At 65.8% G+C, this 26159-nt stretch carries 25 protein-coding genes; 15 read left to right on the top strand and 10 right to left on the bottom strand.

The genetic code is table 11. The annotated features are described in order from the left end of the window. Positions 1–252: 252 nt before the first annotated feature. Positions 253–1029, bottom strand: a complete 777-nt coding sequence (locus ACM6JT_RS15140; protein ID WP_034183738.1) for an enoyl-CoA hydratase — start codon at positions 1027–1029, stop codon at positions 253–255. A 129-nt stretch (positions 1030–1158) separates the two neighbouring features. Between ACM6JT_RS15140 and paaN the strand changes: the two genes are divergently transcribed. From paaN to paaK, 5 genes are all read left to right on the top strand, one after another. Next, positions 1159–2865 carry a phenylacetic acid degradation protein PaaN gene (paaN, locus tag ACM6JT_RS15135; RefSeq protein WP_414856778.1) on the top strand — a complete coding sequence of 569 codons (1707 nt, stop codon included), beginning with the start codon at positions 1159–1161 and terminating at the stop codon, positions 2863–2865. An 87-nt stretch (positions 2866–2952) separates the two neighbouring features. After that, positions 2953–4155 carry a 3-oxoadipyl-CoA thiolase gene (gene pcaF / locus ACM6JT_RS15130; RefSeq protein WP_217590681.1) on the top strand — a complete coding sequence of 401 codons (1203 nt, stop codon included), beginning with the start codon at positions 2953–2955 and terminating at the stop codon, positions 4153–4155. 45 nt (positions 4156–4200) lie between these two features. Continuing rightward, positions 4201–4992 carry a 2-(1,2-epoxy-1,2-dihydrophenyl)acetyl-CoA isomerase PaaG gene (paaG, locus tag ACM6JT_RS15125; protein ID WP_034183735.1) on the top strand — a complete coding sequence of 264 codons (792 nt, stop codon included), beginning with the start codon at positions 4201–4203 and terminating at the stop codon, positions 4990–4992. A gap of 1 nt (position 4993) precedes the next feature. Then, on the top strand, positions 4994–5446 hold the full coding sequence (gene paaI, locus ACM6JT_RS15120; protein ID WP_414856777.1) for a hydroxyphenylacetyl-CoA thioesterase PaaI: 453 nt from the start codon (positions 4994–4996) through the stop codon (positions 5444–5446). A 38-nt stretch (positions 5447–5484) separates the two neighbouring features. Continuing rightward, positions 5485–6783 carry a phenylacetate--CoA ligase PaaK gene (gene paaK / locus ACM6JT_RS15115; protein ID WP_034183733.1) on the top strand — a complete coding sequence of 433 codons (1299 nt, stop codon included), beginning with the start codon at positions 5485–5487 and terminating at the stop codon, positions 6781–6783. A 249-nt stretch (positions 6784–7032) separates the two neighbouring features. Here the strand turns inward: paaK and ACM6JT_RS15110 are convergent, their stop codons facing one another. Then, a complete protein-coding gene (locus ACM6JT_RS15110; RefSeq protein ID WP_235212544.1) occupies positions 7033–8157 on the bottom strand; it encodes a murein transglycosylase A in 1125 nt (374 codons plus the stop codon). Between the two features lie 28 nt (positions 8158–8185). On the opposite strand from ACM6JT_RS15110, the gene ACM6JT_RS15105 reads away from it, so the two are divergent. Next, a complete protein-coding gene (locus tag ACM6JT_RS15105) occupies positions 8186–8329 on the top strand; it encodes a hypothetical protein (protein ID WP_014898203.1) in 144 nt (47 codons plus the stop codon). 14 nt (positions 8330–8343) lie between these two features. Here ACM6JT_RS15105 and apaG read toward each other — a convergent pair whose 3' ends face one another. Continuing rightward, positions 8344–8718, bottom strand: a complete 375-nt coding sequence (gene apaG, locus ACM6JT_RS15100; RefSeq protein WP_034183732.1) for a Co2+/Mg2+ efflux protein ApaG — start codon at positions 8716–8718, stop codon at positions 8344–8346. 183 nt (positions 8719–8901) lie between these two features. Between apaG and rpe the strand changes: the two genes are divergently transcribed. The 8 genes from rpe to ACM6JT_RS15060 all read left to right on the top strand — a co-directional run bounded on the left by rpe (position 8902) and on the right by ACM6JT_RS15060 (position 16217). Then, complete coding sequence (rpe, locus tag ACM6JT_RS15095; protein WP_011883156.1) at positions 8902–9588, top strand: ribulose-phosphate 3-epimerase; 687 nt, start codon at positions 8902–8904, stop codon at positions 9586–9588. Positions 9589–9592: 4 nt separating this feature from the next. Continuing rightward, positions 9593–10357, top strand: coding sequence for a phosphoglycolate phosphatase (locus tag ACM6JT_RS15090; protein ID WP_105392260.1), 765 nt, complete (start codon positions 9593–9595; stop codon positions 10355–10357). Between the two features lie 357 nt (positions 10358–10714). Continuing rightward, entirely contained in the window at positions 10715–12208 is a 1494-nt protein-coding gene (gene trpE, locus ACM6JT_RS15085; protein ID WP_034183729.1) for an anthranilate synthase component I, read from the top strand. Positions 12209–12221: 13 nt separating this feature from the next. Continuing rightward, a complete protein-coding gene (locus tag ACM6JT_RS15080) occupies positions 12222–12812 on the top strand; it encodes an aminodeoxychorismate/anthranilate synthase component II (RefSeq protein ID WP_131946573.1) in 591 nt (196 codons plus the stop codon). A 13-nt stretch (positions 12813–12825) separates the two neighbouring features. Beyond that, on the top strand, positions 12826–13857 hold the full coding sequence (gene trpD / locus ACM6JT_RS15075; protein WP_414856781.1) for an anthranilate phosphoribosyltransferase: 1032 nt from the start codon (positions 12826–12828) through the stop codon (positions 13855–13857). Between the two features lie 29 nt (positions 13858–13886). Then, the gene (gene trpC / locus ACM6JT_RS15070; protein WP_034183727.1) at positions 13887–14672 is read left to right on the top strand and encodes an indole-3-glycerol phosphate synthase TrpC; all 786 of its coding nucleotides are present in this window, start codon (positions 13887–13889) and stop codon (positions 14670–14672) included. Next, positions 14672–15298, top strand: a complete 627-nt coding sequence (locus tag ACM6JT_RS15065; protein ID WP_175750182.1) for a CYTH domain-containing protein — start codon at positions 14672–14674, stop codon at positions 15296–15298. Before trpC ends, ACM6JT_RS15065 begins: the two co-directional genes overlap by 1 nt. 13 nt (positions 15299–15311) lie before the next feature. Further along, positions 15312–16217, top strand: coding sequence for a uracil-DNA glycosylase (locus ACM6JT_RS15060; RefSeq protein ID WP_131946576.1), 906 nt, complete (start codon positions 15312–15314; stop codon positions 16215–16217). A gap of 109 nt (positions 16218–16326) precedes the next feature. Here the strand turns inward: ACM6JT_RS15060 and ACM6JT_RS15055 are convergent, their stop codons facing one another. The 4 genes from ACM6JT_RS15055 to ACM6JT_RS15040 form a co-directional block, all read right to left on the bottom strand. Continuing rightward, complete coding sequence (locus ACM6JT_RS15055; protein ID WP_414856776.1) at positions 16327–16923, bottom strand: FMN-dependent NADH-azoreductase; 597 nt, start codon at positions 16921–16923, stop codon at positions 16327–16329. A 147-nt stretch (positions 16924–17070) separates the two neighbouring features. Further along, positions 17071–18870 (bottom strand): M61 family metallopeptidase, encoded by a 1800-nt coding sequence (locus tag ACM6JT_RS15050; protein WP_414856775.1) that lies wholly within the window; start codon positions 18868–18870, stop codon positions 17071–17073. 103 nt (positions 18871–18973) lie between these two features. Continuing rightward, positions 18974–19702, bottom strand: coding sequence for a DsbC family protein (locus ACM6JT_RS15045; RefSeq protein WP_034183722.1), 729 nt, complete (start codon positions 19700–19702; stop codon positions 18974–18976). Positions 19703–19792: 90 nt separating this feature from the next. Beyond that, positions 19793–20971 carry a UbiH/UbiF family hydroxylase gene (locus tag ACM6JT_RS15040; protein WP_414856774.1) on the bottom strand — a complete coding sequence of 393 codons (1179 nt, stop codon included), beginning with the start codon at positions 20969–20971 and terminating at the stop codon, positions 19793–19795. 245 nt (positions 20972–21216) lie between these two features. Here ACM6JT_RS15040 and ychF point away from each other — a divergent pair, with 245 nt between their 5' ends. Continuing rightward, positions 21217–22311: a redox-regulated ATPase YchF gene (ychF, locus tag ACM6JT_RS15035; RefSeq protein WP_034183720.1), complete on the top strand. Its 1095-nt coding sequence runs from the start codon at positions 21217–21219 to the stop codon at positions 22309–22311. A gap of 73 nt (positions 22312–22384) precedes the next feature. Here the strand turns inward: ychF and ACM6JT_RS15030 are convergent, their stop codons facing one another. The 3 genes from ACM6JT_RS15030 to gabP all read right to left on the bottom strand — a co-directional run bounded on the left by ACM6JT_RS15030 (position 22385) and on the right by gabP (position 26122). Next, complete coding sequence (locus tag ACM6JT_RS15030) at positions 22385–23446, bottom strand: radical SAM protein (RefSeq protein WP_414856773.1); 1062 nt, start codon at positions 23444–23446, stop codon at positions 22385–22387. Between the two features lie 39 nt (positions 23447–23485). Next, positions 23486–24355: an alpha/beta fold hydrolase gene (locus tag ACM6JT_RS15025; protein ID WP_414856772.1), complete on the bottom strand. Its 870-nt coding sequence runs from the start codon at positions 24353–24355 to the stop codon at positions 23486–23488. Positions 24356–24730: 375 nt separating this feature from the next. Then, positions 24731–26122, bottom strand: coding sequence for a GABA permease (gene gabP, locus ACM6JT_RS15020; RefSeq protein ID WP_414856771.1), 1392 nt, complete (start codon positions 26120–26122; stop codon positions 24731–24733). Between the last annotated feature and the right edge of the window lie 37 nt (positions 26123–26159).

The following is a 26159-nucleotide window of genomic DNA, read 5'->3' as shown; positions in this document are numbered from 1 at the left end:
TTTGCGCCAGCCGTGCACCCAACCCGCTGCACACCACCGACTTCGCTTCCCTCTCCCGCGCCGCGTTTCCGTTTGCGCGAAAGAGGCGTGATTCTATGCACCCCGCACCCTTCGCGCAAGCCCCTTTGTGAAATTATTTTGAAACAGTCACCGTGCGCTATCGCGCACGGTGACTTGGGGCTCGACGGGCCGGGCGACTACGCCGCAACCGGTGCCAACCAGTCGCCAGACAGCTGCCGCTGCGCAGCCCACTTAGCGGTTCTTGAACTCGGGCTTCCGTTTCTCGACGAATGCCGCCATCCCTTCCTTCTGGTCCTCAGTCGCAAACAGCGAATGGAACAGCCGGCGCTCGAAGTGGACACCTTCTGCCAGCGTCGTCTCGTACGCGCGGTTCACCGACTCCTTGACCATCATCACCGCCGGCAGCGAGAACTCGGCGATCGTCGCCGCGGCCGCAACCGCCTCGTCGAGCAGCTTGTCGGCCGGCAGCACGCGCGACACGAGCCCGGCTCGCTCCGCTTCGGCGGCGTCCATGAAGCGCGCGGTCAGGCACATGTCCATCGCCTTCGCCTTCGACACCGCGCGCGGCAAACGCTGCGTGCCGCCTGCGCCCGGCATGACGCCAAGCTTGATCTCCGGCTGGCCGAACTTGGCCGTGTCCGCCGCGAAGATGATGTCGCACATCATCGCGAGCTCGCAACCGCCGCCCAGCGCGAAACCCGACACCGCGGCAATGATCGGCTTGCGGATCTGACGGACCGTCTCCCAGTTGCGCGTAATGTAGTCGCCCCGGTAAACATCCATATAGGAATAGGTGGCCATCATGCCGATGTCGGCGCCGGCTGCGAACGCCTTCTCGCTCCCCGTCACGACGATCGCGCCGATGCCGTCGTCCGCATCGAACGCCTTCAGTGCATCGCCCAACTCATCCATCAACGCATCGTTCAGCGCGTTCAGCGCCTTCGGACGGTTCAGCGTAACCAGCCCGACACGCCCCCGGGTCTCCGCCAGGATGTTCTCGTAAGCCATCTATTTCTCCTCGATCAATGAAATGAGAAACGCCTCGCACATGCGAATAGTTTGATGCTAACATTCTCCGACCAACCGGTCGGTTAATTAATCGATCCAACCCCTCTCATCGTCCATCAGGCCGCCGCCATGACCCATGCACTGTTCACGAAGCACGAAGACACGCTGAAGCACGCACTCGCCGCCATCGAGAGCCGCGGGTACTGGAGCCCGTTCGCCGAAATGCCGAGTCCCAAAGTGTACGGGGAAAGCGCGAACGCAGACGGCGAAGCAGCTTTCAAGTCGCACCTCGACAAGACGTTCGCACTCGACCAACCGGCGTCCGGCGAAGCGGTCGGCGCGGAGCGATCGCCGTACGGCATCGCACTGGGCATCCGGTATCCGAAGTCGACGCCCGACGCACTGATCGCCGCCGCAGCCGCCGCGCAACGCACGTGGCGCGAAGCCGGCCCCAGCGCCTGGATCGGCGTCAGCCTCGAAATCCTCGCGCGCCTGAACCGCGCGAGCTTCGAGATCGCCTACAGCGTGATGCACACCACGGGGCAGGCATTCATGATGGCGTTCCAGGCCGGCGGCCCGCACGCGCAGGATCGTGCGCTCGAGGCTGTCGCCTATGCATGGGACGAACTGCGCCGCATCCCGGCCGACGCGCACTGGGAAAAGCCGCAAGGCAAGAACCCGCCGCTCGCGATGCACAAGCGCTACACGATCGTCCCGCGCGGCACGGGGCTCGTGCTCGGCTGCTGCACGTTCCCGACCTGGAACGGCTACCCGGGCCTGTTCGCCGATCTGGCAACCGGTAACACCGTGATCGTCAAACCGCATCCGGGTGCGATCCTGCCGCTTGCAATCACGGTCCGGATCGCCCGCGACGTGCTGCGCGAAGCCGGGTTCGATCCGAACGTCGTCACGCTCCTTGCGACCGAGCCCAACGACGGCGCCCTCGTTCAGGACCTCGCGCTGCGCCCCGAGATCAAGCTGATCGACTTCACGGGCAGCACGCAGAACGGCACGTGGCTCGAACGCCATGCCCACCAGGCACAGGTCTACACCGAGAAGGCCGGCGTCAACCAGATCGTGATCGACTCGACCGACGACCTGAAGGCCGCAGCCAAGAACATCGCGTTCTCGCTGGCGCTGTACTCCGGCCAGATGTGCACGGCGCCGCAGAACATCTATGTGCCGCGCGACGGCATTCGGACGGCGGACGGCCATGCGAGCTTCGACGAAGTCGCGCAAGCCATCGCGGTTGCCGTGCAAAAACTCACCGGAGACCCGGCACGCTCGGTCGAACTGATCGGCGCAATTCAGAGCGACGGCGTGACCGCACGTATCGACGACGCCCGCCAGCTCGGCCGCGTACTCGCCGACAGCGTGGCCCTTCAGCACCCCGCGTTCCCCGATGCCCGTGTGCGCACACCGCTCGTGCTGCAACTCGACGTGACCGATCGCGAGAAATTCACGCAGGAGTGGTTCGGCCCGATCTCGTTCGTGATCGCGACCGACTCGACCGCGCAGTCGCTCGATCTCGCCGGTGAAATCGCGGCGGAACACGGCGCGCTGACCCTCTCCGTCTACAGCACCGACGACGCAATCGTCGACGCCGCCCACGATGCAGCAGTGCGCGGCGGTGTCGCGCTGTCGATCAATCTGACGGGCGGCGTGTTCGTCAACCAGTCGGCCGCGTTCTCCGATTTCCACGGCACGGGGGCCAACCCGGCTGCCAACGCGGCGCTGGCCGACCCGGCGTTCGTCGCCAACCGGTTCCGTGTGGTGCAAAGCCGCGTCCATGTTGCCCCGAAGGCGGTACCCGCGGAAGCTGGCCAAACGGCATAACCCGAATGGCGGACGTGCAAACGCCGCCACGTTCTCTACCATGAACGAATCCGCCACCCTGCGGGTTCGTTGCTCATCGATACGCCCATGACAGACGCCTACATCTGCGACGCGATTCGCACCCCCATCGGCCGCTACGGCGGCGCACTGAAAGATGTCCGTGCCGATGATCTCGGCGCGGTGCCGCTCAAGGCGCTGATCGAGCGCAACCGCAACGTCGACTGGACGGCGATCGACGACGTGATCTACGGCTGCGCGAACCAGGCAGGCGAAGACAACCGCAACGTCGCGCGCATGTCGGCGCTGCTCGCGGGCCTGCCGACCGCCGTGCCGGGTACGACGCTGAACCGGCTGTGCGGCTCCGGGATGGACGCGGTCGGCACGGCCGCGCGCGCGATCAAGTCGGGCGAAGCGCGCCTGATGATCGCCGGCGGCGTCGAGAGCATGACGCGCGCGCCGTTCGTGATGGGCAAGGCCGCGAGCGCGTTCGCGCGCCAGGCCGACATCTACGATACGACGATCGGCTGGCGCTTCGTCAATCCGCTGATGAAGCAGCTTCACGGCGTCGATTCGATGCCGGAGACGGCCGAGAACGTCGCGGTCGACTACAACATCAGCCGCGCCGACCAGGACCTGTTCGCGCTGCGCAGCCAGCAGAAGGCTGCGCGTGCGCAGCAGGACGGCACGCTCGCCGAGGAAATCGTCGCCGTCACGATTGCGCAGAAGAAGGGCGATCCGGTGGTCGTGTCGCGCGACGAACATCCGCGCGAGACGTCGCTCGAAGCACTCGCGAAGCTGAAGGGCGTCGTGCGTCCCGACGGCTCTGTAACGGCCGGCAATGCATCGGGCGTCAACGACGGCGCGTGCGCGCTGCTGCTCGCCAATGCACAGGCAGCCGATCAGTACGGCCTGCGCCGCCGCGCGCGCGTCATCGGCATGGCGACGGCAGGCGTCGAGCCGCGCGTGATGGGCATCGGCCCCGCGCCGGCCACGCAGAAACTGCTGCGCCAGCTCGGCATGACCATCGACCAGTTCGACGTGATCGAGTTGAACGAGGCGTTTGCGTCGCAGGGTCTCGCGGTACTGCGCATGCTCGGCGTCTCCGACGACGATCCGCGCGTGAACCCGAATGGCGGCGCGATCGCACTCGGTCATCCGCTCGGCGCATCGGGGGCCCGGCTCGTGACCACGGCGCTCCATCAACTCGAGCGTACGGGCGGCCGCTTTGCGCTCTGTACGATGTGCATCGGCGTCGGCCAGGGCATCGCACTCGCGATCGAACGCGTGTAACCGATGCGCCGCGCGCCTATAACGAAGTCATGAAGGAGACACTGCATGTCCTATCAGGCGATTCAGCTGGATATCGATCAGGCCGCGCGCGTGGCCACGATCACCCTCAACCGCCCCGACAAGCTGAACAGCTTCACGCGGGCGATGCATCGCGAACTGCAGTCGGCTCTCGATGAAGTCGAAGCAGCCGGCGCACGCGCGCTGATTCTGACGGGTGCGGGGCGCGGCTTCTGCGCGGGCCAGGACCTCGCCGACCTCGACTTCACGCCGGGCGCGTCCACCGACCTCGGCACGCTGATCGACGAGCATTTCAATCCGCTGATCCGCCGCCTGCAGCGTCTGCCGCTGCCGGTGATCGCCGCCGTCAACGGCACAGCGGCCGGCGCCGGCGCGAATCTCGCACTCGCATGCGATCTCGTGTTCGCCGCCCGCTCGAGCAGTTTCATCCAGGCCTTCGTCAAGATCGGGCTCGTGCCCGATTCAGGCGGCACATGGTTCCTGCCGCAACGCGTCGGCATGGCACGTGCGCTGGGGCTCGCGCTGACCGGCGACAAGCTCGGCGCCGAACAGGCCGAACAGTGGGGCCTGATCTGGCGTGCGGTCGACGACGACGCACTCGCCGCATCAGCCCGCCAGCTCGCGACCCAGCTCGCGCAGCAGCCGACGCTCGCGATCGCATCGATCAAGCAATCGATGCGCGACAGCGTCACGAACACGCTCGACCAGCAGCTCGACCTGGAACGCGACATGCAGCGCAAGCTGGGCCAGTCGCACGACTACGCGGAAGGCGTGAAGGCATTCGTCGAGAAGCGTGCTCCACGCTTCGAGGGGCGTTGACATGACGGCCGCCACCGCCACGCTCGATCCCGATGCGCTCGCCCGCGCCACCGCGCAGGCCATGTTCGACGCCGATGCATGCAGCCGCGCGTTCGGGATGGAAATCGCGGAAGTACGCGCCGGCTACGCACGCCTGCAGATGCGCGTGCGGCCCGAATTCCTGAACGGGCATCAGACCTGCCACGGCGGGATCATCTTCACGCTCGCCGATTCGACGTTCGCGTTCGCGTGCAACTCGTACAACTTGAATACGGTCGCTGCCGGCTGCTCGATCGAATTCCTGCACCCCGTGCACGGCAACGACGTGCTGACGGCCGAGGCGATCGAACAGGCGCGCGCCGGCCGCCAAGGCATCTACGACATCCGTGTCACGAACCAGACAGGCGAAACGGTCGCGATGTTTCGCGGCAAATCCGCCCAGATCAAGGGCACGGTCATCCCGGAAGACCGCTGACGTCAACGGCTCGCACATAACAAACACTGGAGACATGCATGACTACCCCGCTACCGCTCGAGCCGATCGAGACCGCCTCACGCGACGAGCTGACCGCGCTGCAGCTCGAACGCCTCAAGTGGTCGCTCCGGCATGCGTATGACCACTCTCCCGTCTATCGTCGCAAGTTCGACGATGCGGGCGTGCATCCCGACGACCTGAAGACGCTCGCCGACCTGTCGCGCTTCCCGTTCACGACGAAAGGCGACCTGCGTGACAGTTACCCGTTCGGGATGTTCGCCGTGCCGCAGGACCAGATCTCGCGCATCCACGCGTCATCGGGCACGACCGGCAAGCCGACGGTCGTCGGCTATACGGCCGGCGACATCGACACGTGGGCGAATCTCGTCGCGCGCTCGATCCGCGCCGCCGGCGCACGTCGCGGCGACAAGGTACACGTCAGCTACGGGTACGGCTTGTTCACCGGCGGGCTCGGCGCGCACTACGGCGCCGAACGTGCGGGACTGACCGTGATCCCGTTCGGCGGCGGCCAGACCGAGAAGCAGGTACAACTGATCCAGGATTTCCGGCCCGACATCATCATGGTGACGCCGAGCTACATGTTGTCGATCGCCGACGAAATCGAGCGCCAGGGCCTCGATCCCGTGCAGAGCTCGCTGCGCATCGGCATCTTCGGCGCGGAGCCATGGACCAACGACATGCGCGTCGCGATCGAGCAGCGGATGGGCATCGACGCGGTCGACATCTACGGGCTGTCCGAAGTGATGGGCCCCGGCGTCGCGTCCGAATGCGTCGAGACCAAGGACGGCCCGACCATCTGGGAAGATCACTTCTATCCGGAAATCATCGATCCGGAAACCGGCGAAGTGCTGCCGGACGGCGAATTCGGTGAGCTCGTGTTCACGTCGCTGACGAAGGAGGCGCTGCCGATCATCCGCTACCGGACACGCGACCTCACGCGCCTGTTACCCGGCACCGCTCGCACGATGCGCCGGATGGAAAAGATCACCGGCCGCTCGGACGACATGATGATCGTGCGCGGCGTCAACGTGTTCCCGACGCAAATCGAGGAACAGCTGCTCAAGCAGCGCGCGCTCGCACCGCACTATCAGATCGTGCTGACGAAGGAAGGCCCGCTCGACGTGCTGACGCTCAACGTCGAGCCCTGTCCCGACACCGCTCCGGATACGGCGGCGATCCACGCGGCGAAACAGGCGCTCGCGCATGACATCAAGTCGCTGATCGGCGTGACGGCCGTGATCAACGTGCTGCCCGTGAACGGCATCGAGCGCTCGGTCGGCAAGGCACGCCGCGTCGTCGACAAACGCAAGGGCTGACGGCAGACGCTGCGCGTGCGTCGCGCGGAGAGGCAATCCCGTTGCGCAACAAAAAATAGCCCGATCGGCCAACGCCAATCGGGCTATTTATTGTGTTCCGCGACGTCGTTCAACGCGACAGGCGCATCACACAGACTGAAACCACACGGGTGCACCGCTCTCAAACCGACGCACTCCACGCGCACCGCCGCGCCCACGAATGCCGCACCTCATGCGCGGGCGGCCCCGAGCAGCCGGCGCCGCCTCACGTCACGAATTCGGGAACAGCAGCCACATCCGGCCGACCTGCTTCATCCGGCCGGCCTGGTCGCCTGCGTCGTCACCGAGTCCCCAGAAATAGTCGGCCCGCACGCCGCCCTTGATCGCGGAGCCCGTATCCTGCGCGAACACGAGCCGGTTCATCGGCGTATTCGTCAGCGGACGCGTGGTCTGCAGGAACACGGGCGTGCCGAGCGGGATCGACGACGGATCGACCGCGATCGAACGCTCCGCCGTCAGCGGCACGCCGAGCGCGCCGATCGGGCCGTCCGCGCCGCCGTGCGGCGCGTCTTCCTTGGTCGGCATGTCGCGGAAGAACACGAACCGCGGATTCGTGTCGAGCAACGCGTCGACGCGGTTCGGATTCGCCTTCGCCCACGCCTTGATGCCCTGCATCGTCGCCTGTGCGGGCGTCAGCTCGCCGCGATCGAGCAACCACTTGCCGATCGAGCGGTACGGCTGGTTGTTGGTGCCGCCGAAGCCGACCCGCATCACCGAACCATCGTCGAGCAGCACGCGCCCCGAGCCCTGCACCTGCAGGAAGAACGCCTCGATCGGATCGTCGACCCACACGAGTTCGTTGCCGTTCAGGATGCCCGCGCGCTCGAGCTGCGCGCGCGCAGGCAGCGCGGCGCCCGCGCGATAACCGGCCGGCCAGCGATAGAGCGCGTATTGATACGGGCCGCGGCGCACGCGCGAGCCATGCAGCAGCGGCTCGTAATAGCCGGTCACGAGCCCGTCGAGCGTGCCGTCGGTGTTCGCGAGCTGGAACGGCGTGAAATACGTTTCGAAGAAGGTGCGTGCGCTGCTGACGTCGAGTTCGTCGAGCCGGTCGGCGGCCGCACAAGCGCGCTGCCAGGCCGGCTGGCGCGCTAGCCGCGCGCAGTTCTGCCGCAGCGCAGCCGTCGCGCCGAGCAGCGAATCGTCCTGCCAGCCCGGCACCTGCTGCCATGCAACCGGCGTGAGCCGCTTCGCGGCAACCTGCCCCGGCACGATCGCCGTGCCGGTCGGCGGTTTCAGCGCAGACGTTCGCGTCGGCGCGCCGCCGCACGCTGCAAGCAGCGCCGCCGCCGCGGCCGCCGCAACCCAGCCGGCCAGCCGGGGCCCAAACCACATACAATGTCCGTTCTTGATGGAAACCGCCATGTCAGATTTTCTCGACCAATATCCGATGCTCATCTTCGCGCTCGAAGCCTTCGTAGCGCTTGCCCTGCTGATCTTCATCGTCGTGTGGACGTCGTCGGGCAGAAAGAAGCACGCCCGCAACAACGATCGCCAGCCGCGCTGACGCGCTCCGTACGCTCAATGCAGCGTGCGCGGCATATGCAGCGCAAACTCGTCGACCGGTGCCTCGAAACGCTCGCCGTCCTCCGCCACGCAGAAGTACGCGCCACGCATCGTGCCGACCGGCGTCGCGATCACGGCCCAGCTCGTGTATTCGAAATGCTCGCCCGGCTGCAGCAGCGGCTGGTGCCCGACGACGCCGAGCCCCTTCACTTCCTGCACGTGGCTCTCGCTGTCCGTGATGATCCAGTGACGCGCGATCAGCTGCGCCGCGACCTGCCCCGTGTTGCGGATCGTCAGCGTGTACGCGAATGCGTATTGACGGCGATCGGGGTCGGATTGTTCCGGCAAGTAGCTGGTTTTCACCGAAACGGTGAACTGATACTGACTCATGGTGTTTCCACTGGAGGGTGACTGTCCGTGCCGGCATGGGCGACGGGGCCGCGGACGCGCCGCTTTGGTTCGGCATTCTGCTTGATGCGGAATCGGGCCGCAACCGCACGGCCTGCCGCCGCGAGCCGGCCGCCGGGCGGTAGAATGTCGGTTTTGCGCCGCAACGTCCCCGCTCCCCCTGCCATGACCCAATTCCGCATCGCTCCCAGCATCCTGTCGGCCGATTTCGCACGGCTCGGCGAAGAAGTCCGCAACGTGGTCGCCGCCGGCGCCGACTGGATCCACTTCGACGTGATGGACAACCATTATGTGCCGAACCTGACGATCGGCCCGCTCGTGTGCGAAGCGATCCGCCCGCACGTGCAGGTGCCGATCGACGTGCACCTGATGGTACGCCCGGTCGACCGGATCGTGCCCGATTTTGCGAAGGCCGGTGCGAACCTGATCAGCTTCCACCCGGAAGGCTCCGATCACATCGACCGCACGCTGTCGCTGATCCGCGACCACGGCTGCAAGGCCGGCCTCGTATTCAACCCGGCCACGCCGCTGAACTACCTCGACCACGTGATGGACCGCCTCGACTTCGTGCTGCTGATGTCGGTCAACCCCGGCTTCGGCGGCCAGTCGTTCATTCCGGAAACGCTGAACAAGCTGCGCGAAGCACGCGCACGTATCGACGCGTACACCGAGCGCACGGGCCGCGAGATCCTGCTCGAGGTCGACGGCGGCGTGAAGACCGACAACATCGCGGAAATCGCGGCGGCCGGTGCCGACACCTTCGTCGCGGGTTCGGCGATCTTCGGCAAGCCCGACTACCGCAAGGTGATCGACGAGATGCGCGCCGCGCTCGCCACCGTCGAGCGGAGCTGACGCCGTGGCCGAATCGTCGCTCGCCGGCCGTGCGCCGGCCGGGGCCGCAACGAACGCCGCCCCGATCCGCTTCGCCGCGCCGCGCATCGACGCGGCGCTGATCGATCTCGACGGCACGATGGTCGACACGGCCGACGATTTCACGGCCGGCCTGAACGGGATGCTCGCGCGGCTCGACGCACCGGCCACGTCGCGCGACGAAGTGATCGGCTACGTCGGCAAGGGCTCCGAACACCTGATCCGGAGCGTGCTGAAGCCGCGCTTCCCGGCCGACGAGGCGCACGCGCGCTTCGACGACGCACTGGCGATCTACCAGACCGAATACGCGAAGATCAACGGCCGCCATACGCGCCTCTATCCGGACGTGGCCGCCGGTCTCGACGCGCTGCGCGCGGCCGGCATCCGGCTCGCGTGCGTGACGAACAAGCCGCACCGCTTCGCGGTCGAGCTGCTCGAACAATACGGGCTGGCCGACTGCTTCGGCATCGTGCTCGGCGGCGACAGCGTCGCACGCAAGAAGCCCGACCCGCTGCCGATGCTGACGGCCTGCGACGCACTCGGCGTCGTGCCGGACGCGGCGGTCGCGATCGGCGACTCGGAAAACGATGCGCTGGCGGGCCGTGCGGCCGGGATGGCGACGCTGACGGTGCCGTACGGCTACAACCACGGCAAAGCTATACAAACGATAAATTCGGATGGTATAGTCGATTCGTTGCTGGTCGCAGCCCGCGCGATCACCGCGCACAACGCCGGCCGGCCAACCCTCTGATTATTTCTTCCATCCGCATGTTTCTGAATAAAAAACGGAGTCTGAGCAGCATCGACCGGGGAGCCTGGCCCTGGCGTCGCTGGTCGCGCTAACCTCTTCGATGAGGTACGCTGAAGCACGTCTTCAGCGCCGTTTTTTATCTCGCTGCGCATCCGCGCGCCGATCGTCGCACCACCTCAAGTTCCACCGCGTCCGAACGCTTGCGTTCAGGATCGGCCGCAGGCTCGCGACGTTCACGCCCGGACTGCCGGCCGGCAACAGGCACTTCTCGATCGACCGCCCTTTCGCCGACGGCAACCCGCGCAGCGTCAAGTGATCCCTGGCGCACGCGCCGCTCGTCCCGAACAGGACCGGAACATGACCGAACTCGAATTCCAATCGCTCGCGAACGAAGGCTACAACCGCATCCCGCTGATCGCGGAAGCCCTCGCCGATCTCGAAACGCCGCTGTCTCTCTACCTGAAGCTGGCCCAGCCCGAACGCGCGGGCGCCAACTCGTTCCTGCTCGAATCGGTGGTCGGCGGCGAACGCTTCGGCCGCTACTCGTTCATCGGCCTGCCCGCACGCACGCTCGTGCGCACCCGCAACGGCGTGTCGGAAGTCGTGCGCGACGGCCAGGTCGTCGAAACGCATGACGGCGACCCGTTCCAGTTCATCGAGTCGTTCCAGGCGCGCTTCAAGGTGGCGCAGCGTCCGGGCCTGCCGCGCTTCTGCGGCGGTCTCGCCGGCTACTTCGGCTACGACGCGGTGCGCTACATCGAGAAGAAGCTCGCAAACACCGCGCCGCGCGACGATCTCGGCCTGCCCGACATCCAGTTGCTGCTGACCGAGGAAGTCGCGGTAATCGACAACCTCGCCGGCAAGCTTTACCTGATCATCTATGCGGACCCGGGCCAGCCGGAAGCCTACGCGAAGGCGAAACAGCGCCTGCGCGAACTGAAGCAGCGCCTGCGCACGACCGTGCAGCCGCCCGTCACGTCGGCGAGCGTGCGCACCGAGACGTTCCGCGAGTTCAAGAAGGAAGACTATCTGGCCGCGGTGCGCCAGGCGAAGGAATACATCGCGGCCGGCGAGCTGATGCAGATCCAGGTCGGCCAGCGGCTGACCAAGCCGTACCGCGACAATCCGCTGTCGCTGTATCGCGCGCTGCGTTCGCTGAATCCGTCGCCGTACATGTACTACTACAACTTCGGTGATTTCCACGTGGTAGGCGCATCGCCGGAAATCCTCGTGCGCCAGGAAAAGCGTGGCGACGACCAGATCGTCACGATTCGCCCGCTCGCCGGCACGCGACCGCGCGGCAACACGCCCGAGCGCGATGCGGAACTCGCGACCGAACTGCTCAACGATCCGAAGGAGATCGCCGAGCACGTGATGCTGATCGACCTCGCGCGCAACGACGTCGGCCGCATCGCCGAAATCGGCTCGGTGCAGGTGACCGACAAGATGGTCATCGAGAAGTACTCGCACGTGCAGCACATCGTCAGCTCGGTCGAGGGCAAGCTGAAGCCCGGCATGACGAACTACGACGTGCTGCGCGCGACGTTCCCTGCCGGCACGCTGTCCGGTGCGCCGAAGGTACGCGCGATGGAGCTGATCGACGAGCTCGAGCCGATCAAGCGCGGGCTGTACGGCGGCGCAGTCGGCTACCTGTCGTTCTCGGGCGAGATGGATCTCGCGATCGCGATCCGCACGGGCCTGATCCACAACGGCAACCTGTATGTGCAAGCGGCGGCCGGCGTCGTCGCGGATTCGGTGCCCGAATCCGAATGGCAAGAGACCGAGAACAAGGCGCGCGCGGTGCTGCGTGCGGCCGAACAGGTCCAGGACGGCCTCGATAGCGACTTCTGACCGGAGACTGACCATGCTGCTCATGATCGACAACTACGACTCGTTCACCTACAACCTGGTCCAGTACTTCGGCGAACTGGGCGAGGACGTGCACACGTACCGCAACGACGAAATCACGCTCGACGAGATCGCGCGCCTGAATCCCGACGCGATCTGCCTGTCGCCGGGCCCGAGCAACCCGCAGCACGCGGGCATCACGCTCGACGTGCTGCGCGAATTTGCGGGCAAGAAGCCGATCCTCGGCGTCTGCCTCGGCCACCAGGCGATCGGCGAGGCATTCGGCGGCCGCGTCGTGCGCGCGAAGACCATCATGCACGGCAAGGTGAGCCGGATCGAAACGGACTGCCGCGGCGTGTTCGCCGACCTGCCGAAACATTTCGACGTCACGCGCTACCACTCGCTCGCGATCGAGCGCGAATCGCTGCCCGAATGCCTCGAGGTGTCCGCATGGACCGACGACGGCGAAATCATGGGCGTGCGCCACAAGACGCTGCCGGTCGAAGGCGTGCAGTTTCACCCGGAATCGATCCTGTCCGAGCACGGCCATGCGCTGCTCGAGAATTTCCTGAAGCAGGCCCGCGCCGCGGCCGCGCAAGCCGCCTGACGGGAGCCTCATGATGACGATTACCCCGCAGGAAGCGCTGCAGCGCACGATCGAACACCGCGAGATCTTCCACGACGAGATGCTGCACCTGATGCGGCTCATCATGCGCGGCGACATGTCACCCGTGATAGCTGCCGCGATCATCACCGGGCTGCGCGTGAAGAAGGAGACGATCGGCGAGATCGCCGCCGCCGCGACCGTGATGCGCGAATTCGCGAACCACGTCGACGTGCAGGACAACTCGAACTTCGTCGACATCGTCGGCACCGGCGGCGACGGCTCGCACACGTTCAACATCTCGACCGCGTCGATGTTCGTCACGGCGGCGGCCGGCGCGAAGGTCGCGAAGCACGGCAACCGCGGCGTGTCGAGCAAGTCCGGCAGCGCCGACGTGCTCGAGGCGCTCGGCGTGAACATCGACCTGCAGTCGGACCAGGTCGCCGCGTCGATCGCCGAAACGGGCATGGGCTTCATGTTCGCGCCGAACCATCACCCGGCGATGAAGAACATCGCGGCCGTGCGCCGCGAGCTCGGCGTGCGCACGATCTTCAACATCCTCGGCCCGCTGACCAATCCGGCCGGCGCGCCGAACCAGTTGATGGGCGTGTTCCACCCCGACCTCGTCGGCATCCAGGTGCGCGTGATGCAGCGCCTCGGCGCGCAGCACGTGCTCGTCGTGTACGGCAAGGACGGGATGGACGAGGTGTCGCTCGGCGCCGCGACGCTCGTCGGCGAATTGCGCGACGGCAAGGTGCACGAATACGAGATCCATCCGGAGGACTTCGGCCTGCAGATGGTGTCGAACCGCACGCTGAAGGTGGAAAATGCCGAAGAATCGCGCACGATGCTGCTCGGCGCACTGGACAACCAGCCGGGCGTCGCCCGCGAGATCGTCACGCTGAACTCGGGCACCGCGCTCTATGCGGCGAACGTCGCCGAATCGATCGCGGACGGCATCCAGCTCGCCCGCGAAGCGATCGCGAGCGGCAAGGCGCGCGCGAAAGTCGACGAACTCGTGCGCTTCACGCAGCAGTTCAAGCGCTGACTCCCCTTACGACTCAAGCAGGAACCCACATGAGCGACATTCTCGACCGAATCATCGCCGTCAAGCGCGAAGAAGTCGCGGCGGCCATGCGCAGCACGCCGCTCGAGGCACTGAAGCTGGACGCATCCGCGCGCGACCTGCGCGACTTCGTCGGTGCGCTGCGTGCGAAGCACGCGGCCGGCGATGCCGCCGTGATCGCCGAAATCAAGAAGGCAAGCCCGTCGAAGGGCGTGCTGCGCGAGCATTTCGTGCCGGCCGACATCGCGCGCTCGTATGCGGCGCATGGCGCCGCGTGCCTGTCGGTGCTGACCGACGAGCAGTTCTTCCAGGGCAGCGTCCGCTACCTCGAAGAGGCGCGCGCGGCCTGCGCGCTGCCCGTGCTGCGCAAGGACTTCATCGTCGACGCGTACCAGATCCTCGAGGCGCGCGCGATGGGTGCCGACGCGATCCTGCTGATCGCCGCCGCGCTCGACACGCCGCTGATGCAGGATCTCGAAGCGTATGCGCACTCGCTCGGCCTCGCGGTGCTGGTCGAAGTGCACGACCGCAACGAGATGGAGCAGGCGCTGACGCTCAAGACGCCGCTGCTCGGCATCAACAACCGCAACCTGCGCACGTTCGAGACGTCGATCCAGACCACGCTCGACATGCTCGACATGATTCCGCCGGACCGCATCGTCGTGACCGAATCGGGCATCCTGTCGCGCATCGACGTCGACACGATGCGCGCGGCGAACGTGAACACGTTCCTCGTCGGCGAAGCGTTCATGCGCGCCGACCAGCCGGGCGAGGAACTCGCGCGGATGTTCTTCTGATGGCGATCGAAAAGGAAATCAAGCTCGCGCTGCCGGCCGGCCAGGCCGATGCCGCGCGGCGCTTCTTCGAGACGCTGACCGGCGAACCCGGTCAAGACATCACGCTCGCGAATGTCTATTACGACACGCCCGATCTCGCGCTGGCCCGCTCGAAGAGCGCGGTGCGCGTGCGCCGCACGCCGCACGGCTGGTTGCAGACGTTCAAGACGGTCGGCAGCGCGGAAGGCGGCCTGCATCGCCGCCACGAATGGGAACTGCCGGTGGCCGGCGACGCGCTCGAGATCGATGCGCTCGTCGCGGCCTGCGACGTGCCGGAAGCCGCCGCAGCGCTGAGCGACGCGGCCGGCGCGCTGTCCGCGCTGTTCCGCACGGATTTTTCGCGTACGCTGTGGCGCATCGCAATCGGCGGCGCAACCGTCGAAGCCGCGGTGGACCTCGGCGAAATCGTCGTCCAGGCGGAACACGAAACGCGCCGCGAACCGATCAGCGAAATCGAACTCGAACTGATCGACGGCCCGGAAGCGGCGCTCGCGACGCTCGCCGCCGAACTGCAGCAGGCGCTGCCGGGCCTCGCTCCCGAAAACATCAGCAAGGCGCAGCGCGGCTACCGGCTGCGCGCGCAATAAACACGCATCACGCATGGCAACCCGCAAGACTTCCCGCGCGCCGCAACAGGCGTCGCTGTTCGATGATCCCGTGCCGGAAACGGCACCGGCCGATATTCCGTCCCCGGTTTCCGCGTCGCCCGCGGCCGGGCGCAAGCCCGCAAGGAAAGCCGCCGCGCCGGCCCCGGCCACCACGGTGCCCAAGCCCGTTGCCGCCGACGTCCCGCACCTCGCCGCGCAATTCGACGCGCTGCCGGCCGTCTGGCGCGACGTGCTGAAACCGTTTACCGACAGCGACGCGTACGCGCCGCTGTGCCGCTTCGTCGACGACGAGCGTGCGGCCGGCAAGACGGTCTACCCGACCGACGTGTTCCGCGCGCTGCGCCTCACGAGCCCGGACGACGTGAAGGTCGTGATCCTCGGCCAGGACCCGTACCACGGCGACGATCGCGGCACGCCGCAGGCGCACGGCCTCGCGTTCTCGGTGCCGCCAGCCGTCCGCACGCCGCCGTCGCTGCGCAACATCTTCAAGGAAATCGCCGCGAACTTCGGTCACGACACGCCGCGCCACGGCTGCCTCGACACGTGGGCGCGCCAGGGCGTGCTGCTGCTCAACACCGTGCTGACGGTCGAGCGCGGCGCGGCCGCGAGCCACGCGAAGCGCGGCTGGGAGCAATGCACGGACACGCTGATCCGCGAACTCGCCGGCCGCCATCGCGGGCTCGTCTTCATGCTGTGGGGCGCGCACGCGCAGGCGAAGCGCGCACTGTTCGACACGAGTGCGCATTGCGTGCTCGAGGCGCCGCATCCGTCGCCGCTGTCCGCGCACCGCGGCTTCCTCGGCTGCCGCCATTTCACGCTCGCGAACGACTATCTGGTCGAAGCAGGCCGCGAACCGATCGACTGGCGCCTGCCGGAAGCGGCCGAGACGCTCGCGTAACGGTCGAGCCGGTTCTGTCGCCGGCCAAAATGCAAAAACGCCGCGCCCCTTCAGGGACGCGGCGTTTTTTTTCTGGCGATGCAGCGGGTGCGTCGCACCCGCATCGACCTTACGTGGCAGCGATCGCTTCGCGTGCGCTGGCGAGTGCGGCGCTTTGCGCATCCGGGCCGAGGTTCAGGCCTTCCGCGAAGATGAAGCTCACGTCGGTCATGCCGACGAAGCCGAGGAACGTGCGCAGGTACGGCGTCTGGCTGTCGTTCGGCGTACCGGCGTACTTGCCGCCGCGGGCCGTCACCACGTGGACCTTCTTGCCCTTGATCAGGCCTTCCGGACCGTTCTCGGTGTAGCGGAACGTGACGCCTGCGCGTGCGATCCAGTCGAAGTACGTCTTCAGTTGCGACGAGATGCCGAAGTTGTACATCGGCGCGCCGATCACGATGATGTCGGCGGCTTGCAGCTCGGCGATCAGTGCATCGCTCTTCGCGACGATCGCATTCTGCTCCACGCTGCGCTGGTCGGCCGGCGTGAAGAACGCGCCGAGCACCGATTCGTCGAGGTGCGGCAGCGCGTCGGCCAGCAGGTCGCGAACCACGACCTTCGAGCCGGGGTTCGATTGTTGCAGCTTTGCCGTCAGTTCGTTGGCCAGCAGCGTGGATTGCGCGCCTTGCGAACGCGCAGCGGAATTGATTTGCAGAATGGTCGTCATGTCATGCTCCGGTTGGGTTGCGCTTCGGTAGCGCGAGTGACGCCATTGTGCGTGGCCGCATTTGCCGGAAAAAGCGGGTTCAGGGCGACGGATTGTTGCAGCAGCAGAACAATCCTCGATCGCGCCCCGATTGCCGCTGCCGTGCACTCAGCCCTTCAGCCAGGCCTCCCGGGCCTTCGATGCCGCGGCCGGCTTCGCGGCCGACGTCAGCCGGTAGCGCGTGATCTCCGGACCGTCGAGCTTCAGTTTCGCGGTACGCAGTTCGTCGCGGCGGAACGCGTGAACCTCGACCTTGTCGCCCGGCCGGTAGCGCGCGAGCAGCGCATCGAGGTTGGTGCCCGTGACGCGCAGCCCGTCGACCGCAATCAGCGTGTCGCCGGCCGACAGCCCCGCGCGATGCGCGGCGCCGCCTTCATAGACAGCCGCGAACGTGCAGTCCGCGCCGCCGCGCAAGCGCGCACCGATCGTCGGCTTCGCGGCCGCGCCATTCGCGATATCCGGCGCGAGCGTCACGCCGAACGGCGCGAGCAGCTCGCCGAGCGGCAGGTCGCGCGTGCCGTGCACGGCGTCGGCGAACAGGCGGCCGAGCGCGACGCCCGTCGCTTCTTCGATCAGCGTCTCGACTTCGTCTTCCGCGACGCCCGCCTGCTTGCCGCGATAGAAATCGCGCCCGTAGCGTTGCCACAGCAGGCGCATCACGTCGTCGAGCGACTTCCGGTTGCGCGTCTGCGCGCGGATCGCGAGATCGAACGCGAGCGCGACGAGCGAACCCTTCGTGTAGTAGCTGACGATCGCGTTGGTCGCGTTCTCGTCCTGGCGGTAGTACTTGATCCACGCGTCGAACGAGCTTTCCGCGACGCTCTGCTTGAGTCGCCCAGTGCCGCGCAGCACACCGCCGATCGTGCGGCCGAGCGCCGCGAAATATTCGTCCTGCGACATCAGCCCGCTGCGCACCAGCATCAGGTCGTCGTAATACGACGTGAAGCCTTCGAACAGCCACAGCAGCGACGTGTAGTTCTCGCGCGTCAGGTCGTACGGCACGAACGCCGCCGGCTTGATGCGCTTCACGTTCCACGTATGGAAGTACTCGTGGCTGCAAAGGCCGAGATAGGTGCGATAGCCTTCGGTCGTCTCGGGCCGCCCCTTCACCGGCAGGTCGGTGCGGTTGCAGATCAGTGCGGTCGATGCGCGATGCTCGAGGCCGCCGTAGCCGTCGCTGACCGCGAGCGTCATGAACACGTAGCGGTCCATCGGCGCCTTCTTCGATTTCGGCTCGAACAGCGCGATCTGCGCTTCGCACACGCGCTTCAGGTCGGTACGCAGCCGCTCCAGATCGAGCTGCGTCACGCGCCCCGCGACCACGATGTCGTGCGGCACGCCGTGCGCGTCGAACGTCGCGAGCGCGAATTCGCCGATCGTCACCGGATGGTCGGAAAGTTCGTCGTAGTTCGCTGCGCGATACGCACCGAAGCCGTAGCGCTTCGTGCCGCGCGCCTCGGGCAGCGCGGTGCCGACGCGCCACGCGCGGAATGCCGCGCCGGACGGCTTCGCGATGTCGACTTCGCACGGCGCGTCCTCGCGGCCGGCGACGCTCAGGAACACGGCCGTCGCATTGAAGAAGCCGCCCGATTCGTCGAGATACGCAGAGCGCACCGACAGGTCCCATGCATACACATCGTAGCGCAGCGTCAGCGCGCCGGTCACGGGCGCGGCCTGCCACGTATGCTTGTCGGTCTTCGCGATCCGCACCTTGCGGCCTGCGTCGTTGAACGCGCCGAGCGTCACGATGTTGCGCGCGAACTCGCGCACGAGGTAGCTGCCCGGAATCCACACCGGCAGCGAGAAGCGCTGGCCTTCGGGGTCGGGGTCGGCGACCGTCACCGACACTTCGAACAGGTGCGCGGCAAGATCTTTCGGGACAATCGAATAACGGATCGGCTGGGTCATCGTGGCAATCGGTCGAATACGGCGGCGAAAACGAAGAGAGGCGCCGGCAGATCATGCGGGCGCCCCTCGCTGGCCGGGCCACGTGGCCCGGCGTGTCGGTCGGTTACTTGCTCGAGGCGAGCGCCTGGTTGAGCTGGTCGGCCGATACCGCGCCCGGCAGGCGGCGGCCGTCCGGCAGGAAGATCGTCGGCGTGCCGGTGACGTTCATCCCGCGGCCGAGCGCGAGGTTCTTGTCGAGCGCGCTGGTATCGCAGGTACCGGCGCCGGACGGCGCACGGTGATCGAGCATCCAGCCCTGCCAGGTTTTCGCGCGGTCGGTCGCGCACCAGATCGCCTTCGACTTCGCGGTCGAATCCGGCGACAGCACCGGGTACAGGAACGTGTAGACGGTGACGTTGTCGACCGACTGCAGCGTCGTCTCGAGCTTCTTGCAGTACGGGCAGTTCGGATCGGAGAACACCGCGATCTTGCGTGCGCCGTTGCCCTTGACGACCTTGATCGCATTCGCGAACGGCAGGCTCGCGAAGTCGATCTTGTTGATTTCGGACAGGCGTGCGTCGGTCAGGTTCTTGTGCGTCTTGGTGTCGACGAGGTCGCCGAGCAGCACGTAGTCGCCCGCCGCGTCGCTATAGATGATCTGCGAGCCGAGGTTCACTTCGTAAAGGCCTGCGACCGGCGATTTCGACACGCTCTTGATCGGCGCGTCGTTGCCGAGTCGGGCCTGCAGCGTGGCTTTCAGCTTGTCGGTGGTCTGGTCGGCCTGCGCGGTGCAGCCCAGCGTCGCCATCGTGACGGCCAGCGCCAGCGACGCGATCCGGATCGTTTTTTTCATCGAAATCTTCCTTCAGCTCAATCGGTATGCACGGCACAGTGTACGCCGTAACGGAACCGAGTCCGACCGGCGAATCGGCCGAAGGTTCGATCAGCCGAGCGCGGCCGACACGAGCCAGCGCTTCACGAGCGGCTGCGCGCCGACGAACGCCATGCCCGCGTTGCGCACGGCCTTCGCGAGCGGGCCCGGCACCGCGAACAGCCGCTGCAGGCCGTCGGTCGCGACCATCAGCGCGCGGATGTCCTCGCGGCGCGAACGCTCGTAGCGGCGCAGCAGCACCGTATCGCCCAGATTGCGGAAGCTTTCCTTGCCGGCGATCGCGTCGGCGAGCGCCGCGACGTCGCGCAGCCCGAGGTTCATCCCCTGCCCCGCGAGCGGGTGGATCAGGTGCGCGGCATCGCCGACGAGCGCGACGCGCGGCGCGATCAGCTTGTCGACCGTCTGCAGCGCCAGCGGGAAGCCGGCGGCCGGCGTCACGCATTCGAGTGTGCCGACCTGGCCATGCGACACGCGCTCGACCTCGGCCGCGAGCTGCGCCGGATCGAGTGCGAGCAGTTCGTCCGCATGCGCGGTGTGCGCGGACCATACCAGCGACACGTGGCCGTCCGGCAACGGCAGCAGCGCGACGATCTCGCCTTCGTGGAACCACTGGTAAGCCGTCTCGCGGTGCGGAAGCGACGCCTTGAAGTTCGCAACGACGCCCGTCTGCCGGTAGTCGCGCCGTTCTACTTTGGCCCCCATTTGGGACCGTACCCACGAATGCGCGCCGTCCGCGCCGACGACGAGGTCGGCTTCGAGCACCTGCCCCGACGACAGCGTGAGCACGGCCGCATCGTCGCGCACGTCGAAGCCCTGCGCGCGTGCATCGAACCACGTGAGGTTCGGCTGGAACCGCAGCGCGGCATCGAGCGACGTCTCGACCAGCGACGATTCGGCGATCCACGCGAGCTGCGGCTCGGAGGCCTGGTACGCGGAGAAATGCAGTTCGGCGTGCGCATCGCCGTACACACGCATGTCGTAAACAGGCGCGAGCCGGCCGTGGTCGAGCGCCTGCCAGACCCGCAGCCGCTCGAGCAAGGCTTGCGAACTGGACGACAGCGCGTAGACGCGCGTGTCGAACGCGAGATCGGCGGGGCGCGGCGTGGCCGGCTGGGCAAGCAAGGCTGTCTTGTAGCCGGACTGGGTCAGCGCGAGCGCGGCCGTCTTGCCGACGAGCCCGCCGCCGACCACGGCGACGTCGAAGGAGTGGTGGGCAGTCATGGCGGGCATTATAGCCGTGGGGCCAAACCCTTACGCGGCCGGACTTTGCGGGAAATCAGCAGAATCGCAGGTGGACGCGGCGGCGCGGCGGCCCGCCGCATCGGCCGATCGGCGCAAGCCCGGAAACCGGGGCGTCGGCACGGTACAATAGCGCCTTTGACCGTCGGCTCGACGCGCCCCAAGCGCCGGCCGCCCTTTTTCCCGCGCCGCCGTGCCCTGTCCGGCCGCGCCGCTTTACCCGTTCGAAGGATTCCATGAGCCTCAAATGCGGCATCGTCGGCTTGCCCAACGTCGGCAAGTCCACCCTGTTCAATGCGCTGACCAAGGCCGGCATCGCCGCCGAGAACTACCCGTTCTGCACGATCGAGCCGAACGTCGGCATCGTCGAAGTGCCCGATACGCGCCTGAAGGCGCTCGCGGAGATCATCAACCCCGAGCGTGTCGTGCCGGCCGTCGTCGAATTCGTCGACATCGCCGGCCTCGTCGCGGGCGCGAGCAAGGGTGAAGGCCTCGGCAACCAGTTCCTCGCGAACATCCGCGAAACCGATGCGATCACGCACGTCGTGCGCTGCTTCGAGGACGAGAACGTCATTCACGTCGCCGGCAAGGTCAGCCCGATCGACGACATCGAGGTGATCAACACCGAACTCGCGCTCGCCGACCTCGGCACCGTCGAGAAGGCGCTCACGCGCTATTCGAAGGCCGCGAAGTCGGGCAACGACAAGGAAGCGGCCAAGCTCGTCGCAGTGCTCGACAAGGTGCGCGCGCAGCTCGACCAGGGCAAGGCCGTGCGCGGCCTCGCGCTGTCGGACGACGAAGAGGCGCTGCTCAAGCCGTTCTGCCTGATCACCGCGAAGCCGGCGATGTATGTGGCCAACGTGAAGGACGACGGTTTCGAGAACAATCCGCACCTCGATGCGGTGCGCAAGTACGCGGAGAGCGAGAATGCGCCGGTGGTCGCCGTGTGCGCGGCGATCGAGGCGGAAATCGCCGATCTCGACGACGCGGACAAGGAAGCATTCCTCGCCGACATGGGCATGGAAGAGCCGGGCCTCGACCGCGTGATCCGCGCGGGCTTCAAGCTGCTCGGCCTGCAGACTTACTTCACCGCGGGCGTGAAGGAAGTGCGCGCGTGGACGATCCATACCGGCGACACGGCGCCGCAGGCGGCCGGCGTGATCCACACCGACTTCGAGCGCGGCTTCATCCGCGCGCAGACGATCGCGTTCGACGATTTCATCACGTACAAGGGTGAACAGGGCGCGAAGGAAGCCGGCAAGATGCGCGCGGAAGGGAAGGAATATGTCGTGCACGATGGCGACGTGATGAACTTCCTGTTCAACGTCTGAGCGTTAAATCGAGGTCTCAATGAAAAGCCCGCTGCAGCGGGCTTTTTCTTTTCCGGACGAGCCGCCCATCGCGTCATTGCATCGTACGACTCGACACATGCTCGAGACGATTACGCGGATGGTATCTCGACCAGACGAACTGACTGAAATAGCTCTCCGCCACTTCCGTCCACGTTCTAAGCCCATCGTCTTCCTGCATAACGTGCTTGGCATTGACCAGCAACCATGACATCACGGCCTGGCTGTCTCGACACTTCGCACATTCTCCCGACATGCAGCAGCGCGCCAGCGTATGCATGTCTGCACGATACGCGTTGAATTTCGGCAACGCGGGCCACCCCGACGCGAAACGTGTGGCGTTCTGCGGATGAGCTTCGCTGACGCTCGGGCAACTGGTATGGTCGAACGTTCCCCAAGTGGTCTCCCCGCGCATGAGTGCAGCCAGATAGTAGGGATGGCTCGCCACTGTTTCCGGATATTTCGCCTTCAATTCGAGCAACACATCCAGGAGCCGCTCCTCACCATGTCGGCGAAGCGGCCCGGCAACATCGTATGGACTGTAGTAATTGAACAGCAGGCGATTTCCGTTATCTCGGATCTTGCGCACCGTTTCTTCGATATAAGCAATTCCGTCGATCGACACGGCGTAGACGAAACCTGCCCGCTCGTCGTTGCGATAATTCAGCAACGCCTTGTCGAACAAGCCGGTGAAACGCTTCCCATTCGGACCAATCGCTCGCAGTTCGTCATCGAGCGGCCCGCCACCGAATACAGAGATCGCGATGGTGATATCTTCGAAGCCCTCGAAAGGGATTCGCCGAAGGCCGTTTGTCGAAACGGACACCTTCGGCATGTGCTTCCGGAATATTCTTATCCGGTCGAGATACAACGCGGGCTCGCCGCCTATCAGCAATGGCGCGTTGATCCCGCGCTCTGCCTCATCCTTCACGCGCGCCTCGATATGCGACGTATCGTTTAACTCATCCGATGCGACGTCGAATTCGTTTTCGAAGAACCAGCACCCCTTGCATCGCAAGTTGCATTGATTCGTGAGATGGTAAAGCGATGCGCGTGTCTCCTTCGCTTCGTTTCTGACTGCTTTGAAACGCGCCTTCATGCCGGTTGAATCGTCCATCCTGGTCTCCTGATACGAGGACGCAAGCGCGCCTGAGCGTCAACTCCGCAATCCTCTGGTGAGTTCCGGCCACAGCGACGAATGCTGGCGACGGAACATGCCGACGTGACCGATTGCTCGGCCATCGCAGTTTTCCGGGCTGACGAAATGGAGGGTGCTTCTGGCTTGCGGCAACCATCGGAGCCAGTCTTCGATATTGGCCGGCGTTGCGAGCGGGTCGTCGACCGCGGCGACTACCGTGACGGGCGCGGAGAATTCGTTGTAGTAGTGGCGCGCAATGCCGACCCCGAACTCGTTCGCCATATACCCGGGGCGGCGACACCATCGAGCCCACTGAAGCCCGACGCGTGCAGGCAAATCGTCGCCCCAACCGAGCACCCTGGCAGGCACATAGCCGAGCAGATGCGCGGTAACCGGGACGTAGAGATTCGCCAGCAACAACGCGGCAATTCGCTTCGGCCACCGGATGTTGCCGACGTATCCGGACGACGCGGAAATTGCACATAGCGAACGGATCGACGCGTGATTCGGCATCAGTCCGACCAGTTGCGCTCCGGCGCTATGGCCGATTAGATGCGCATTGCTCGCACCGGTTTCCCCAAGGAGCCACGCGAGCGCAGCGGGCATGTCAAGTTGGCCCCAGTCCTGCTTCCGCGCGCGCGACTGGCGTACATGGCGCACACCGAGCGATGCGCCAATTCCGCGGTAATCGAATACGAACGTCGGATATCCTGCATCGCGCAGCCAATCAGCGAACGGAAAGTAAAAGGACTGCCGAAGCCCCGTTGCGGGACAGATGAGCACCGGGAAACAGGTTGCGCAGGCAGTAGGGAAATAAGTGCCGTGCAACGGGAATCCGTCGCCAGCTCGAAATGCAATGCGCACGCGGGACATCGGCTGCCCGTTCATCGTTCAGGTCCCGGCGCAATGACCCAGCAAAGACGCGATCCGTAATCGAGAATGAACGAACCATCTCGCTTCCAGATTCGGCTGGGTAACAAAGGATTCCAAATCGATTCGCCCATCGATTCACCCCTGTTATCGAAGTGATCAATGTATTAAGTTGTTGCCGCCGGCGAAATCAGACAAGTTCGATTTTTTGACCACAAATTTCAATGCCGTAAGTTGTTGCCGAACAACCCGTGTCGATATCGGGAACGGCATCCGCTTGCCCCGAAAAGCAAATGGCCCGACCGGCTTTCGCCGACCAGGCCATTTTTCATGGCGGGAATTTCCCCGCCAGCCGACGGCGAACACTCAGTCCGCCGCCGCTTCGTCACTCCATCACGTCGCCGACACCCGCCGCCCCGCGCTCGCCTGCGCATCGCGGCCGCGCTTGTTCAGCCACGACGCCAACAGCACGATCAACGCCAGCACGGCCGTCGCACCGACTTCCATCCGGTGCGCCTCGCTGACGAACATCACGGTCAGCGTGCCGCAGATGAACAGGATCACGGCCCACGTGAGCCACGGGAACATCCACATCCGCAGCGTCAGGTCGGCGTCGCTCGATTCGAGCGTCTTGCGCATCCGCAGCTGCGAGATCGCGATCACGAGATACACGAGCAGCGCGATCGCGCCCGACGTCGCGAGCAGGAAGCCGAACACCTGCTCCGGCATCAGGTAGTTCGCGATCACGGTCACGAAGCCGAATGCCGTCGACGCGAGCACGGCCGCACGCGGCGTGCCGGTCGAATCGGTGCGGTGCAGGAACGCAGGCGCGTCCTTGCGCTTCGACAGCGAGAACAGCATCCGCGACGCCGTGTACAGCGCCGAATTCAGGCAGCTCGCGACCGATACGAGCACGATCACGTCGATGATCGCCTTCGCGTTCGGGATGCCGATCAGCTCCATCGCGCGCTGATACGAGCCGTGCTTCGGCAGCAGCGGGTCGTTCCACGGCACGATGGCCGCGACGACGAGAATCGAGCCGAGATAGAACAGCGTGATGCGCCAGATCACCGAGTTCGTCGCACGCACGATCTGGCGCTGCGGGTTGTCCGATTCGGCGGCCGCGATCGTCACGATCTCGGTGCCGAGGAACGAGAACATCGTCGTCAGCATCGCCGCCAGCACCGCACCGGCGCCGTTCGGCATGAAGCCCTGATGCGCGAACAGGTTCGACACGCCCGATACGGCCGGCGCCGGTATGATCCCGACGATCGCCGCGCCGCCGATGCACAGGAACACGACGATCGCGACGACCTTGATCAGCGCGAACCAGAATTCGAATTCGCCGTAGTTCTTGACGGAAAAGAGGTTGGTGACGGTGAGCAGCAGCGTGATGCCGAGCGCGAAGATCCAGGTCGCGATGCCCGGGAACCATGCATTGAGGATGGTTGCCGCAGCCGTTGCCTCGATCGGGATCACGAGCACCCAGAACCACCAGTACAGCCAGCCGATCGAGAAGCCGGCCCAGTGGCCGATCGCGCGATCGGCATAGGTCGAGAACGACCCGCTGTCCGGATGCGCGACGGCCATCTCGCCGAGCATGCGCATCACCAGGACGACCAGCACGCCCGCGATCGCATACGCGAGTATCGACGCCGGACCGGCTTCCGCTATCGCGTGGCCGGAGCCGACGAACAAACCCGCGCCGATGACGCCGGCAATCGACATCATCGTCACGTGACGCTGCTTCAGGCCCGTGCCGAGGCCTGTGTTGCTTCCACTCATCTGTCTCTCTCCAAAAAACGGTTCCGGTACGACCGGG

Source organism: Burkholderia sp. IT-111MI5 (assembly GCF_949752865.1).
GTDB classification, from domain to species: Bacteria; Pseudomonadota; Gammaproteobacteria; order Burkholderiales; family Burkholderiaceae; genus Burkholderia; species Burkholderia pyrrocinia_C.
The sequence above is the reverse complement of the archived record's forward strand: the minus strand, read 5'-3'. Positions and strand labels throughout refer to the sequence as shown.

Bases quoted from the DNA above. Each gene is read 5' to 3' on its own strand.
- ACM6JT_RS15140 (WP_034183738.1), bottom strand. From the start codon at position 1,029: ATGGCTTACGAGAACATCCTGGCGGAGACCCGGGGGCGTGTCGGGCTG.
- paaN (WP_414856778.1), top strand. From the start codon at position 1,159: ATGACCCATGCACTGTTCACGAAGCACGAAGACACGCTGAAGCACGCA.
- pcaF (WP_217590681.1), top strand. From the start codon at position 2,953: ATGACAGACGCCTACATCTGCGACGCGATTCGCACCCCCATCGGCCGC.
- paaG (WP_034183735.1), top strand. From the start codon at position 4,201: ATGTCCTATCAGGCGATTCAGCTGGATATCGATCAGGCCGCGCGCGTG.
- paaI (WP_414856777.1), top strand. From the start codon at position 4,994: ATGACGGCCGCCACCGCCACGCTCGATCCCGATGCGCTCGCCCGCGCC.
- paaK (WP_034183733.1), top strand. From the start codon at position 5,485: ATGACTACCCCGCTACCGCTCGAGCCGATCGAGACCGCCTCACGCGAC.
- ACM6JT_RS15110 (WP_235212544.1), bottom strand. From the start codon at position 8,157: ATGTGGTTTGGGCCCCGGCTGGCCGGCTGGGTTGCGGCGGCCGCGGCG.
- ACM6JT_RS15105 (WP_014898203.1), top strand. From the start codon at position 8,186: ATGTCAGATTTTCTCGACCAATATCCGATGCTCATCTTCGCGCTCGAA.
- apaG (WP_034183732.1), bottom strand. From the start codon at position 8,718: ATGAGTCAGTATCAGTTCACCGTTTCGGTGAAAACCAGCTACTTGCCG.
- rpe (WP_011883156.1), top strand. From the start codon at position 8,902: ATGACCCAATTCCGCATCGCTCCCAGCATCCTGTCGGCCGATTTCGCA.
- trpE (WP_034183729.1), top strand. From the start codon at position 10,715: ATGACCGAACTCGAATTCCAATCGCTCGCGAACGAAGGCTACAACCGC.
- ACM6JT_RS15080 (WP_131946573.1), top strand. From the start codon at position 12,222: ATGCTGCTCATGATCGACAACTACGACTCGTTCACCTACAACCTGGTC.
- trpD (WP_414856781.1), top strand. From the start codon at position 12,826: ATGACGATTACCCCGCAGGAAGCGCTGCAGCGCACGATCGAACACCGC.
- trpC (WP_034183727.1), top strand. From the start codon at position 13,887: ATGAGCGACATTCTCGACCGAATCATCGCCGTCAAGCGCGAAGAAGTC.
- ACM6JT_RS15065 (WP_175750182.1), top strand. From the start codon at position 14,672: ATGGCGATCGAAAAGGAAATCAAGCTCGCGCTGCCGGCCGGCCAGGCC.
- ACM6JT_RS15060 (WP_131946576.1), top strand. From the start codon at position 15,312: ATGGCAACCCGCAAGACTTCCCGCGCGCCGCAACAGGCGTCGCTGTTC.
- ACM6JT_RS15055 (WP_414856776.1), bottom strand. From the start codon at position 16,923: ATGACGACCATTCTGCAAATCAATTCCGCTGCGCGTTCGCAAGGCGCG.
- ACM6JT_RS15050 (WP_414856775.1), bottom strand. From the start codon at position 18,870: ATGACCCAGCCGATCCGTTATTCGATTGTCCCGAAAGATCTTGCCGCG.
- ACM6JT_RS15045 (WP_034183722.1), bottom strand. From the start codon at position 19,702: ATGAAAAAAACGATCCGGATCGCGTCGCTGGCGCTGGCCGTCACGATG.
- ACM6JT_RS15040 (WP_414856774.1), bottom strand. From the start codon at position 20,971: ATGCCCGCCATGACTGCCCACCACTCCTTCGACGTCGCCGTGGTCGGC.
- ychF (WP_034183720.1), top strand. From the start codon at position 21,217: ATGAGCCTCAAATGCGGCATCGTCGGCTTGCCCAACGTCGGCAAGTCC.
- ACM6JT_RS15030 (WP_414856773.1), bottom strand. From the start codon at position 23,446: ATGGACGATTCAACCGGCATGAAGGCGCGTTTCAAAGCAGTCAGAAAC.
- ACM6JT_RS15025 (WP_414856772.1), bottom strand. From the start codon at position 24,355: ATGAACGGGCAGCCGATGTCCCGCGTGCGCATTGCATTTCGAGCTGGC.
- gabP (WP_414856771.1), bottom strand. From the start codon at position 26,122: ATGAGTGGAAGCAACACAGGCCTCGGCACGGGCCTGAAGCAGCGTCAC.